The sequence below is a fragment of the Baekduia soli genome (genome assembly GCF_007970665.1).
Classification (GTDB): domain Bacteria; phylum Actinomycetota; class Thermoleophilia; order Solirubrobacterales; family Solirubrobacteraceae; genus Baekduia; species Baekduia soli.
In genome coordinates, this window is record NZ_CP042430.1 from 2,465,521 (window position 1) to 2,477,758 (window position 12,238).

The window sequence follows — 12,238 nt, forward strand, 5'->3', positions numbered from 1 at the left end:
GCGGTACCACCCCGGGCCCCATGCCCGCCGCCGATCCCGCCGCCCCGCTCCTGGACCACCCGCTCGCGACCGCCGAGTTCCTCGTCGTCGACACGGAGACCAACGGGCTGCCGGGCGACCGCTGCGAGCTCACGGAGATCGGCGCGGTGCTCGTCGGGGGCGGCGAGCTGCACGACCGCTGGGAGACGCTCGTCCCGGTGCGGACCCCGCTGTCGCGGGGCATCCAGCGCTTCACGGGCATCACCCAGGCCATGGTCGACGAGGCGCCGCCCTCCGAGCTCACGCTCCCCGAGCTGGCCGAGCAGCTGGAGGGCCGCGTCCTCGTGGCCCACTCGGCCTCCTTCGACCGCCGCGTGCTCGCGCAGGCCTTCGCGCGCGCGGGCGTGGCGTGGCCCGATCCGCCGACGCTGTGCACCGTGGCCCTGGCGCGCTGCCTGCATCCGCTGGCCCGCCAGCGCAAGCTGGCGCTCCTGGCCGGCTCCCTGGGCATCGACGTCGAGGTCTCCCATCGCGCGCTGGCCGACGCGGAGACCTGCGCGCGGGTGCTCTGCGCGCTGTTCCCGCGCCTGTGCGCCAACGCGTCGACCGTCGGGCAGGCCCTCGCGCTGCTGCGGCCGCGCCGGCGCAGCGCCCGGCCGGCGGCGCGCGGGCGCACCGACGGCGGGGTCTCGCTGCGCGGGCACCGCAAGCGCCGCGTGGACTGCTCGGCGCTGCCCGACGAGCCCGGCGTCTACATCTTCCGCAACGCGGAGGGCCAGCCCCTGTATGTCGGCAAGTCGGTGTCGCTGCGCTCCCGCGCCCGCGCCCACTTCCTGCCCTCCTCGCCCGACACGGGATGGGTCGCCCAGGCCGAGCTCGTCGACCACCGCGAGACGGCCAGCGAGCTGGGCGCCCTGCTGCTCGAGCACCGCCTCATCCGGGAGCTGCGCCCGCCCGGCAATGCCCGCCACAAGCACGACGACCGCTGGGTCTACCTGCGCTGCCGGCTGGACATCGCGTTCCCCATCCTCGAGGTCGCGCCCGAGCCCGCGCCGGGGCTGGCGGTCAACGTCGGCCCGCTGCTCGGCCGCCACGCGGCCGCCGAGCTGGCCGAACAGCTCACGTCGCTGTTCGCGCTGCGCCACTGCGGCCGGGCGTTGCCGCGGCGCGCGCACCCGTCGGCCTACGGGCAGATGGGGCGCTGCCTGTCGCCCTGCCTGGGCGACCTGGACCCCAACGCCTACCGCCGGCGCCTGGACCAGGCCCTGGCGCTGTTCACGGGCGACGGCGACGGGGGGCGCGCCCTGCTGGCCCACCTCGACGCCGAGACCCGTGCGGCCGCCGCCGCGCAGGCCTTCGAGCGCGCCGGCTGGCTCCAGCGCCGCCGGCGGCGCCTCGCGGTGCTGCTCGAGCGCCTGGGCGGCACGCTGGACGCCGTGCACGCACGGCCGCGGCTCGTGCTCGCCGCCCACCCGCAGCAGCCGCGCTACGACGCGCTCTGGCTCGTGGGTGGGCGCGTGGCGGCGGCGCAGGCCGTGCAGGACCCCGAGAGCGTGTGGGCCCGGACCGAGGCGGTCCTGCGCGGCGGCGACGGGCGCGCGGCGACCGGGTGCGCGACGCCCGACGAGGTCGCCGAGCTGCGCGTGGCCACGACGTGGCTGGCGACCCATCCCTCCCTGCAGCTGCCCCTGTCGCCGGTGCCCACGCGCGCGCGGGTGCAGCGCTTCGCGGCACGGGCGCTCGCGGCGTGAGCGGACGAACGACCTCCCGAGTTCTGGAGCCGAAGTTCGTCAGATGTTCGAGCGCATTCGGACGGCAACCTCTGCACTATCTGTGGCACGGCCGTGACGTCGTGGCACCAGGACGGTGCCGGGCGTGCACGGCGTGGCAAGGATGCCGCACCCATGGATCAGGAGGATCTCCCGCCGGGGGTTCGCGTCGCCTCCGGCGACACGGGCTCCGACCCGCACGAGGACGCGCGCCCGGCATCGGCTGAGGGGCGGGGCGCGTCGTCCCTGGACGGCCACGGGCCCGGCACGGACGCCGAGCCCGTGGCCGCCGCGGTGACCGAGCGGCTGCGCGCGCTGCAGCATCGCATCGCGCTGCTGGCCGACGGCGTGCACGAGCGCGCCGGTGGGCCGTCCGCGGCCGACGTCGCGGGCACCGGCCTCCGGATCGTCGCCCCGGCCCCGTCGCGCCCGCAGCTGCCGCCGCACCGCGCGTCGCAGGCCGATCCCGGGCCGCCGCCGCGCGCCCGCCGGCACGCCGGTGCCCCGCGGCGAGCGGGCCCGCCGGACCGCCGCGTGCGGCGGCGCGACCGCCGGCGTGGGCCGAGGCCCGGCCGGGGCGCCTCGCCGGAGCACGACGAGCGCCGAGCGGCGGCCGAGGACCGCCGCGGCGGCCGCCCCGACCGCCGGCTCGGCGACGACCGGCGCGCGCTGCTCGCGCCGCGGACCCTGCAGGACCGGCCCTGGGCCCGGCGCCTCCTGCTGGGCGCCGCGATCGCCGTCGCGGCCGGGGTGCCGGTCGCCGGTGCGCTCGCGCTGGCCGGCGGCCCGTAGGCCCGCCGCCGCTCAGACATCGGCGGCGGTGCCGGCCAGGATCTCGGCCGGCACGTCGCCCGAGCCGACGGCGACCTCGTCGCCCGGCTCGACCTCGCGGCGCACGAGCGCCAGGGCCAGCGGCCCGAAGCGCGGGGAGACCACGGCGCTGCCGACCCGGCCGACCTCCCGGCCGTCGGCGGTGATCGCGTCGCCGGGCGCGGCGGGCGCGCCGAGCCCGAGCGTGCGCAGCCGCCGGTTGGGACGGCCCTTCCAGTGCAGGCGCGCCACGGTCTCCTGGCCGATGTAGCAGCCCTTGGTGAAGCTCACGGCGCGGTCGACGATCCCGGCCTCCTCGGGCATGACGGTCTCGTCGAGCTCGACCCCGTAGCGGGGGCGGCCGCGCTCGATGCGCACGATCTCCGCGACGGCCTCGGGCACCTCCGTTGCGCCGGCGTCCAGCAGCGCGCGGCGGGTGGCGTCGGCCTCGGCGGCCGGCGGCAGGACATCCAGGCCGAGGTCGGTGCGCACGACCATGCCGTCGACGGCGTGCTCCTCCGGGCCCGGGACGGGCAGGCCGGCGGCGCGGGCGACCTGCTCGGCGCGCGGCCCGACGAGCGAGAGCAGGGCGAGCTCGATCGTGCGCTTGTGCAGCTCGGCCCGCCAGCCGATGAGGCCGCGCCGCAACTGGTCGAAGAGGGCCTGCAGCGCGACGCGTTCGGTCAGCAGCAGCAGGCCGTCGTCCGTGGCCAGCACGCGCAGGTCGCCGAGCATGCGGCCCTTGTTGGTCAGCAGCGTCGCGTAGCACCCGTGGCCGGGGGCCAGGTCGACGGTCGCGTTGCTGACCTGGCCGTCGAGGAACGTGGCGGCCTCGTCGCCGGTGAGCAGCAGCTTGCCGGTCTCGGAGCGGTCGACGAGCCCGCAGCCGGTCGTGCATGCCTCGTAGGCGGGCAGCAGCGCATCCAGGGTGGCCATCCGTCCGAGGATAGGAGCCGGGATGCGCTACGCTGCAAAACATCAGGTTTCGCCGTGACTAAAATCGAAGCAGATGACGCTTGAAGTCTCACCTGCGGTCCAGGACTACGCCAAGGCCATCTACGCGCTGGAGCAGCGCGGCGAGGGCAGCGCCGTCACGACGAACGCGCTCGCCGAGCGCCTCGGCGTGTCGGCCGCCTCGGCGTCCAACATGGTCAAGAAGCTCGACGGGCTCGGGCTCGTCCAGCACGTGCCCTACCGCGGCGTCGTGCTGACCGAGCACGGGGCGAAGGTCGCGTTGGAGGTCCTGCGCCACCACCGGCTGCTCGAGCGCTACCTCGCCGAGGAGCTCGGCGTGCCATGGGACCGCGTGCACGACGAGGCCGAGGTGCTCGAGCACGTGCTCTCGGAGGAGCTCGAGGAGCTCATCGCCGCCAAGCTCGGCCACCCGACGATCGATCCGCACGGGGACCCGATCCCGGACGCCGACCTCACGATCGTCGAGCACGACACCGTGTGCATGGAGGACCTGGAGGTGGGCGACCACGGCCACTTCGTCCGGATCTCCGACACCGACCCCGAGATGCTGCGCTATCTCGGGGCCCGCGGGATCCGCCCGGGCGACCGGTTCGAGGTCGTCGACAAGCAGCCGTTCGGCGGACCGCTGTTCGCCCGCTTCAACGCCGTCGCCGAGGTCCACCCGCTCGGGGGCCGGCTGGCCGCCGCCATGCGCGTGCAGGTCAGCCCATGACGACGCCGCCCAACACCGGCGAGGCCACGTTGGCAGCGCCGCCGGGGCTCCTGGCCCGGGCCGGCCGGTCGGGCTCGCTGCGCGCCCGCCTGACGCTGCTGGGTCCCGCGTTCGTCGCGTGCATCGCCTACGTCGACCCGGGCAACTTCGCGACGAACATCGCCGGCGGCTCCAAGTACGGGTACATGCTGCTGTGGGTCCTGCTCGCGGCCAACCTCATGGCGATGCTGATCCAGAACCTCTCGGCCAAGGTCGGCATCGCGACCGGCCGCAACCTGCCCGAGCTGTGCCGCGAGCACTTCCCGCGGCCGGTGACCTGGGGACTGTGGGTGCAGGCCGAGCTCATCGCGATGGCCACCGACCTGGCGGAGTTCGTCGGCGCGGCCATCGCGCTCAACCTGCTCTTCGGGATCCCGCTGCTGCCCGCGGGGCTGCTCACCGCCGTCGTCGCGTTCGCCGTGCTGGGCCTGCAGAACCGCGGCTACCGCCGGTTCGAGCTGGCGATCCTGGGGTTCCTGGCGGTCATCCTGCTCGGCTTCCTGTACGACACGCTGCGCATCGGCTTCGACGTCGGCGACGCGGCCAAGGGGTTCGTCCCGCACTTCGACGGCGGCGACTCGCTGCTGCTGGCCACCGGCATCCTGGGGGCGACGGTGATGCCCCACGTCATCTACCTGCACTCGGCGCTGACCCAGAACCGCGTGACGGTCAACGACGACGCCGAGCGCCGCCTGCTGCTGCGGTTCAACCGCATCGACGTGACGATCGCGATGACGCTGGCCGGCATCATCAACATGTCCATGCTGGTCATCGCCGCGTCGCTGTTCTTCGGCGGCGGTCTGACGGGCGTCGACACGATCGAGGCGGCCCACAAGGGCTTCCGCGAGCTCGTCGGGCCCGAGGCGGCGGTCGCGTTCGCCCTGGCGCTGCTGGCGTCGGGCTTCGCGTCCTCCAGCGTCGGGACCTACGCGGGCCAGGTCGTGATGCAGGGCTTCATCGCGCGGACCGTGCCGCTGGCGGCGCGGCGAGCGGTGACGATGACGCCCGCGCTCATCGTCCTGGCGCTGGGCCTGGACCCGACGCGCTCGCTGGTCATCAGCCAGGTCGTGCTGTCGTTCGGCATCCCGTTCGCCCTCGTGCCGCTCGTCCTGCTGACGCGGCGGCGCGACGTCATGGGTGCGCTGGTCAACCGCCGGCTGACGACGTTGTCGGCCTCGGCGGTGGCCGTCGTGATCATCGCGCTCAACCTGTTCCTCCTGGCCGACACGGCCGGGATCGCCTAGCGACGCGTCCGCACGGCCCGGGCGACGGATATCGTTGGGGCCGATGGCCTTCGCCGATACCTTCCAGTCCGTCGTCGACTCGCTGCCCGACGACTGGACCGATCTCGAGATCGACCTGCGCATCACCGACGAGACGCGCTACGTCGACGCCGCGGTCTACCTGGCCACGGTCAACGCCCAGCCGTACTCCAAGTACGACTGGCACTGGCGCATCCTCGTCGCCCACCGCTTCGGCCACGCGGCCGCCGCTCCGGCGGTCCACGGCGCGCTCAAGCTGCTCGACGACGCCGGGTTCGAGGGCGAGCTGGTCGTCCGCGAGGTCCGCAGCGGCCGCGTCGAGGTCGTCCAGATGTGGGGCCGGCCCGAGTCGGTGCGCCAGGAGTTCAAGCGCCTGCGGGCGCAGTAGGGCCGGGGCCGGCGGGGCCCGGGCGCCCGCGGGCTCCGGTGGCGCGGAGGTGGGGCATGACCCCACGGTCGCGACATCCGGTTGACGGTTGAGCGTGGACGCGCCACCTCCGGAGCCCGATGGCTCCTGGATGGGGCATGGCCACACCCTGGTGCCGACCCGGGCGGGGCCCTCAGCTGTTCGGGTCGGTGTCCTCGCCGGTGCGCGAGGTCGCCGGGTCGAACGCCGCGGCCACGTCGGGGAGGCGACGGACGATCCCCACGCGGCGCTCCCACCTCGCCCACGCCGCCAGCCGCGTCGGGTCCAGCTCGCCGAAGCGGCGCGCGCCGGCCGTGAAGGCCGGGCTGACCGCGTCGAGCTCGCGGGCGGTGAGGTCGCGGCGCAGCGACGGCTCGGCGTCGGTGAGCGCGGTCACCGCCGATTCGGGGTCGTCGATCGCCGCCTCGTAGCCGCGGCGCAGCGCCCGGATCGTGGCGCGGACGACCGGCCCGTCGGTGTCCAGCGTCTCGCGCGAGGTCGCCAGCACGAGCTCGGGGTAGGACGGCGCGCCGTAGTCGTCGACGCGGAACTCCCGGATCCCCGGCCGCCGCGCCGTCAGGGCCACGCCCTCGGCGTTCCAGAACGCCGTGGCGCCGGCCACCCGACCGGTGAGCAGCGCCCGGACGGCGTCGAAGCCGATCGTCACCGTGCGCACCCGGGCGGGGTCCCCGCCGTCGCCGGCGACGATCGAGCGCAGGACCGCGTCGTCGCTGGGCAGGCCCGTCACGCCGACCCGCCGGCCCTCGAGGTCGCGCGGGCGCCGCACGCCGGGCTGGGCCAGGACGGCGGCCAGCGGCGTCTGGACGATTGCCATCACCCCGACGACGTCACGGCCGCGGGCCCGGGCGATCGCCAGGTCGTGGATGTCGACGATCGCCACGTCGGCCTGGCCGCCCAGCAGCGCCTTGATGCCGTCCGTCGAGGCCGCGGGGGTCTGGACGCGCAGGTGGACGCCCTCGGCCTCGTCGTAGCCGCGCTGCAGCGCGAGGTAGATCCCGGCGTGCACGGCGTTGGGCGCGAAGTCCAGCAGCAGCCGCGCGTCCTGGTCGGGGCGGCTGTCGCTGTGGCTCGTCGCCCCGCATCCAGCCATGGCGAGCAGGAGCGCGGCGGTCAGGGCGGCGCTGAGCAGGCGGCGGACCATCGGGGTCGTGAGCATAGGACGCCCCTGCGGCGGGCCGCGCAGGTGGGGTGCGTAGGATCAGGGACGTGCGCCGCCGTGTGACCTTCTCCCGCAACGTGACGCTGTCGCTGTCCCGGACCTGCGTCTCGCACTGCAAGTACTGCGCCTTCCAGACCCACCAGCCGCATCTGCACACCCCCGACGAGGTGGCGGCCCTGCTCGACGGCGCCGCGCGGCGGTCGGTCAAGGAGCTGCTGGTCCTGACGGGCGATGAGCCGGGGCACCACCCCGGCGTGCGCGCCCGGCTGGCCGAGCTGGGCTTCGAGGACTTCGTCGCCTACGTGGCGTGGTGCTGCGAGCAGGCCCTGGAGCGCGGGCTGCTGCCCCACACGAACCTCGGGGCGCTCTCGCGCGCCGACCTGGCCCGCCTGCGCGAGGTCACCGCCTCGCAGGGGCTCATGCTCGAGTCGACGCGCGACGACCTCGTCGCCCACCAGGGCTCGCCGACCAAGGACCCGGCGCTGCGCCTGCAGACCATCCGCGACGCCGGCGAGCTGAAGATCCCGTTCACCTCCGGCATCCTGGTCGGCATCGGCGAGACCCGGCAGGACCGCGTCGACGCCCTGGCCGCCCTGGCCGAGGTTCACGCCGAGCACGGCCACCTGCAGGAGGTCATCCTCCAGAACTTCGTCCCGCACCGGAGGTACTACGGCGAGGAGCCGGCCGACATCGCCACGGAGGCCGCCGAGCGCTTCTGGCGCACCGGGCTGCGGGAGGCGGCGGTCGCCGGCGTCCCCGACTGGGCCTCGCCGGTGTCCCTCGAGGACCTCGTCGAGCTCATCGCCACCGCGCGCGAGCTGCTGCCCGGCGTCGGCATCCAGGTGCCGCCCAACCTGTCCGAGCACTGGCCCGAGCTCGTGGCCGCGGGCGCGACCGACCTGGGCGGGCTGAGCTCCAACGGCGACCACATCTCCCCCGAGCACCCGTTCCCCTCGCCCCACCAGGTGCGCAAGCGCCTGGCAGCCGACGGGGTGGCGCTCACCGAGCGCCTCTGCGTCTACGGCAAGTACCTCGACGCGGAGTGGGTCGAGCAGCACGTCCTCGACGTCGTGCGGACCAAGTACTGGTCCTTCATCCCCCGCAAGGGGTCGGGCCGCCAGGATGCGCCGTTCGCCATCAACGCCGACCTCGTGGGCCCGGCGACCGAGCGGGCGCGTGCGGGCGAGGCGCTGGGCGTCGAGGAGCTCACGGCGATGTTCGCCTGCACCGACCCGGCCGCGATCGAGGGCATGCGCCAGGCCGCCGACGAGCTGCGCGCCGAGCTGGCCGGCGACACCGTGACGTTCGTGGTCAATCGCAACATCAACGTCTCCAACGTCTGCGTCGTGGGCTGCGCGTTCTGCGGCTTCGGGCAGGGCAAGCGCTCGCCCGACGCCTACGAGCACGGCGAGGAGGAGTTCCGCGACCGCGTGCGCCAGGCCATCGACTACGGCGCCAGCGAGCTGTGCATGCAGTCGGGCATCCACCCCGACTGGGACCTCGACGAGTACCTGAAGTGGTTGCGGGTGGCCAAGGACGAGGCGGCGCGCAACGGTGTGCAGCTGCACCTGCACGCCTACTCGCCGATGGAGATCGCGCACATGTGCGACATCTCGGGGCTGCCGCCCGCCGAGGTCTTCGCGCAGCTGCGCGACGCCGGGCTGGGCTCGACGCCCGGCACCGCCGCCGAGGTGCTGCACGACGGGGTGCGCGAGCGCATCAGCCCCAACAAGCTGCCGGTCGCGCGCTGGGTGGAGATCATCGAGGCCAGCCACCGCGCCGGCCTGCGCAGCACGAGCACCGTGATGTTCGGCCACATCGAGGAGCCCTGGGAGCTGGCCGAGCACATGCGGGTCATCCGCGAGCTGCAGGAGCGCACCGGCGGCATCACCGAGTTCGTCCCGCTGAGCTTCATCCCGTTCATGACGCTGCTGGGGCGCACGCACGGCGTGGAGGAGATCTCCCGCGAGGAGAACCTCAAGCACACCGCGGTGTTCCGCCTCGCGCTGGGCCGCACGATCCCCAACGTCCAGGCCTCCTGGGTCAAGATGGGCCTCGACGTCGCCACGGAGGCGCTGCGCTGGGGCGTCAACGACCTCGGCGGCACGTTGATGGAGGAGAACATCAGCCGGCTGGCGGGCAGCTACCACGGGGTCAAGCTCGACCCGCCGCAGCTCATCGCCGCCGCCCACGCGGCCGGCCGCCCGGCGGCCGAGCGCGACACGCTGTACGGCATCCGCGAGCGCCACCCGCTGCCGGCGACCTCGGAGGCCGCGGCCTGACACCGCCCCGGGCGGCTCGCTAGGTTGGACGCATGGCCGAAGCGATCACGCGCGAGGGACTCGCCCATCTCAAGAGCGAGCTCGAGGAGCTCGAGGGGGAGGGCCGGCGTGCGATCGCCCAGCGGATCCTGGTCGCCCGTGAGCTGGGGGATCTCTCCGAGAACGCCGAGTACCACGCGGCCAAGGAGGACCAGGCCCACCACGAGACGAAGATCGCGCGCCTGACCGAGCGGCTGCGCAACGCCAAGGTCGTCGAGGCCGAGGCCGACGCGACGGTCGTCACGTTCGGCGCCACGGTCAAGGTCACCGACGTCACGTCAGGGCGCACGACGACCTACACGATCGTCGGCGCCACCGAGGCCGACCTCAAGACGGGCAAGCTGTCGGCCGAGTCGCCGGTCGCCAAGGCGCTCATCGGCGCCGCCCCGGGGGAGACGGTCACGGTCTCGACGCCCAGCGGCAAGCGCGACCTGCGCGTCGAAGCGCTGGGCAGCTAGCCGAAGAGGTCCTCGTCGCGGCCGCGGACCAGCTCCGCGGCTCCGGGCCCGTCGGCCTCGGTCACGTGGCGCTCCAGGCCCGTCAGCACGACGGCGGGCTCCCCGGCGTCCTTGCCGCCGCGCGCCAGGTCGGCCGCCGCCGCGGCCTGGTCGGCGATCGCGATCCACGTCGCGTGCAGCTCGCGGCCGTGGGCGTCGGCGCGCCCGCGCCAGTCCTCCAGCGGCGCCAGGCCGGCGATGCCGACCGCCACGTCGCACTGCCCGTGGCGCCACGCGCGGCCGAAGGAGTCGGCGATGACCACGGCGGGATGGCCCGCCAGCGCGGCGCGCAGCGCGCGGGCCGAGCCGTCGGGATCGACGGGCAGCATGATGAGCTCGCCGGCGCCCGCCGCGTTGGAGGCGTCGACCCCGGCGTTGGCGCAGACGAAGCCGTGGCGCGTGCGGCTGATGAGCACGCCGCGCTCGGCGCGGACGACCTCGGCCGTCTCGCGGAGGACGACCTCGACGTGGCGGGGATCCTCCTTGCCCAGGACGGCCGCGAGCTCCAGCGCCCGCGGCGAGGGCTGCACCCCGGCCAGGTCCACGACGCGGCCCTCGGCCTTGGAGACGACCTTGTGGGCGATCACGAGGACCTCGCCGGGCGCGAACCGCCCGCCGCGCGCCTGCGCCAGCAACGCCGCGAGGTCGTCGCTGGGCCGGACCTCCGGGAGCCCCGGCAGCGCGCGCGCGGTGATCACCGGCGGCTCACCCGGGCCAGCAGCCCGCGCGTGTGCGACGCGCCGCCGCGCAGGCGGTCCAGCGCCTCGCGCAGCGCCTCGAGGTCGTCGAGCGTGTCGACGTCCAGGCCCAGCGTGCGCACCTCGACGGCCTCGCACTCGGCGCCCGCCTCGCGGGCGAGCTCCTCGTGACGGGCGCGCGAGCCGGGGCCGAACGCGGGCGCCATCACGTCGGGCGGGGTGAGCACCAGCGCGTTCGTGCCGTCGCCGTGGCGGTCGGGCACCACGAGGACCCCTGGGCCGGTGCCCGCACGGGCCAGCAGCGCGTCGAGCTCGACGGGGTCCAGCGCCGGGCAGTCACCGGGCACGAGGACGACGCGCGTGGCGCCGCGCTCCAGCGCCGCCTCGATGCCGCGCAGCGCGGCGGCGCTGTGGCCGGCGTCCGTCGGGTCGTCGATGACCGCCGCGGCGTCGTAGCCCGCGGCCAGCGCCACGGCGGCGTGCTCGCCGCTGACGACGAGCACCTCGTCGACGCCGCGCGTGCGCCGCAGGGCGATGAGCACGTCGGTGACCATCGCCTCGGCCAGCGCGCGGCGGGTGCCGTCGCTGAGGTCGTCGTTGAGCCGCTGCTTGGCCGCGCCGAAGCGCTTGACCGGCAGCACGGCGACCGTCCTCATGCCGTCAGGCCCTCGGCGAAGCGCAGGACCTCGCGCGCCACGCGCGTCCGGGCCGCCGCGTCGGCCATCAGCGTGTCGGTCTGCAGCAGCGGCACGCCCACGCCGGCCGCGCGCTCGTCGGCGACCAGCCCGTCGACCAGGCCGGCGTAGCACTCCGCGATCCCGCCGGCGTCGGGGGCGACGCCCGCCCAGGCCATGAACGGCTCGGTCGGGCCCTTGACGACGCGGCCGCCGACGAACGGCGACACCGCGACGACCGGCGCCCGCGCGGCGCGCAGCGCGTCGGCCATCCCGGGGACCGACAGGATGGGGCGGATCGAGATGATGGGGTTGGACGGGCCGATGACGATGGCGCGCGCCGCGGCGATCGCGGCGAGCACCTCGGGCGGCGGGGCGGCGTCCTGCAGCCCCGGGAAGGACACGTCGTCGATCGGCGGCGCTGCGCGCTCGCGCACCATGAACTCCTGGAAGGCCAGCTCGCGGTCGCCGCTGCGCACGACGGTGCGCACCGGCGCGTCGCTCATCGGCAGCACGCGGGCCCGCAGCCCGAGCGCGCCGCCCAGCTCGGCCAGGGCGTCGGTCAGCCGGCCGCCGCCGGCCAGCAGCTGCGCGCGGCGCAGGCCGTAGGCCAGGTCGCGGTCGCCGAGGTTGAACCACACCTCGACGCCGAGCTCGCGCAGGCCGTCCATGACCGCGAACGTGTCGCCCTGCAGGCCCCAGCCGCGCTCGTCGATGCGGTCTGCCAGCCAGAACGTGCAGAGGTCGGGGTCGGGGGACACGTGGGCACCGTAGACCTCCACGTCGTCGCCGGTGTTGGCGACGACGACGAGGTCGTCCCCGGCGACGTCGAGCATGCCGCGGGCGAGCTTCGCGCCGCCGGTGCCTCCGGCCAGGATCACCACCGGGCTGCTCGGGTCGGTCTCCATGCGGCGGC

12 protein-coding genes are annotated in these 12,238 nt (G+C 75.2%); 7 read left to right on the top strand and 5 right to left on the bottom strand.

Features of this window, described 5'->3' with window-relative positions:
• Positions 1–20 precede the first annotated feature (20 nt).
• Together FSW04_RS11665 and FSW04_RS11670 are read left to right on the top strand one after the other, a co-directional pair.
• Positions 21–1,730, top strand: coding sequence for an exonuclease domain-containing protein (locus FSW04_RS11665; RefSeq protein ID WP_146919392.1), 1,710 nt, complete (start codon positions 21–23; stop codon positions 1,728–1,730).
• A gap of 153 nt (positions 1,731–1,883) precedes the next feature.
• Complete coding sequence (locus FSW04_RS11670) at positions 1,884–2,540, top strand: hypothetical protein (RefSeq protein ID WP_146919394.1); 657 nt, start codon at positions 1,884–1,886, stop codon at positions 2,538–2,540.
• A 12-nt stretch (positions 2,541–2,552) separates the two neighbouring features.
• Here FSW04_RS11670 and ygfZ read toward each other — a convergent pair whose 3' ends face one another.
• A complete protein-coding gene (gene ygfZ / locus FSW04_RS11675) occupies positions 2,553–3,494 on the bottom strand; it encodes a CAF17-like 4Fe-4S cluster assembly/insertion protein YgfZ (protein ID WP_146919396.1) in 942 nt (313 codons plus the stop codon).
• A gap of 73 nt (positions 3,495–3,567) precedes the next feature.
• Between ygfZ and FSW04_RS11680 the strand changes: the two genes are divergently transcribed.
• The 3 genes from FSW04_RS11680 to FSW04_RS11690 are packed head-to-tail and all read left to right on the top strand — an operon-like array spanning position 3,568 to position 5,934.
• Positions 3,568–4,245, top strand: coding sequence for a metal-dependent transcriptional regulator (locus FSW04_RS11680; RefSeq protein ID WP_146919398.1), 678 nt, complete (start codon positions 3,568–3,570; stop codon positions 4,243–4,245).
• The gene (locus FSW04_RS11685) at positions 4,242–5,528 is read left to right on the top strand and encodes an Nramp family divalent metal transporter (protein WP_146919400.1); all 1,287 of its coding nucleotides are present in this window, start codon (positions 4,242–4,244) and stop codon (positions 5,526–5,528) included. The genes FSW04_RS11680 and FSW04_RS11685 overlap by 4 nt, the downstream gene beginning before the upstream one ends.
• 43 nt (positions 5,529–5,571) lie before the next feature.
• A complete protein-coding gene (locus FSW04_RS11690; RefSeq protein ID WP_146919402.1) occupies positions 5,572–5,934 on the top strand; it encodes a hypothetical protein in 363 nt (120 codons plus the stop codon).
• Positions 5,935–6,106: 172 nt separating this feature from the next.
• On the opposite strand, the gene FSW04_RS11695 is transcribed toward FSW04_RS11690, so the two are convergent.
• A complete protein-coding gene (locus tag FSW04_RS11695) occupies positions 6,107–7,114 on the bottom strand; it encodes an ABC transporter substrate-binding protein (protein WP_187369438.1) in 1,008 nt (335 codons plus the stop codon).
• Between the two features lie 65 nt (positions 7,115–7,179).
• Between FSW04_RS11695 and cofH the strand changes: the two genes are divergently transcribed.
• A complete protein-coding gene (cofH, locus tag FSW04_RS11700) occupies positions 7,180–9,414 on the top strand; it encodes a 5-amino-6-(D-ribitylamino)uracil--L-tyrosine 4-hydroxyphenyl transferase CofH (RefSeq protein ID WP_146919406.1) in 2,235 nt (744 codons plus the stop codon).
• A 32-nt stretch (positions 9,415–9,446) separates the two neighbouring features.
• Positions 9,447–9,911: a transcription elongation factor GreA gene (gene greA, locus FSW04_RS11705; RefSeq protein WP_146919408.1), complete on the top strand. Its 465-nt coding sequence runs from the start codon at positions 9,447–9,449 to the stop codon at positions 9,909–9,911.
• Here greA and cofE read toward each other — a convergent pair.
• Genes cofE through cofD form a run of 3 tightly spaced genes read right to left on the bottom strand, consistent with a single transcriptional unit; the run spans position 9,908 to position 12,230 of the window.
• Positions 9,908–10,648, bottom strand: coding sequence for a coenzyme F420-0:L-glutamate ligase (cofE, locus tag FSW04_RS11710; RefSeq protein ID WP_146919410.1), 741 nt, complete (start codon positions 10,646–10,648; stop codon positions 9,908–9,910). The genes greA and cofE overlap by 4 nt on opposite strands.
• Positions 10,645–11,304, bottom strand: a complete 660-nt coding sequence (gene cofC / locus FSW04_RS11715; RefSeq protein ID WP_146919412.1) for a 2-phospho-L-lactate guanylyltransferase — start codon at positions 11,302–11,304, stop codon at positions 10,645–10,647. The genes cofE and cofC overlap by 4 nt, the downstream gene beginning before the upstream one ends.
• Positions 11,301–12,230, bottom strand: a complete 930-nt coding sequence (cofD, locus tag FSW04_RS11720; RefSeq protein ID WP_187369439.1) for a 2-phospho-L-lactate transferase — start codon at positions 12,228–12,230, stop codon at positions 11,301–11,303. Before cofD ends, cofC begins: the two co-directional genes overlap by 4 nt.
• Between the last annotated feature and the right edge of the window lie 8 nt (positions 12,231–12,238).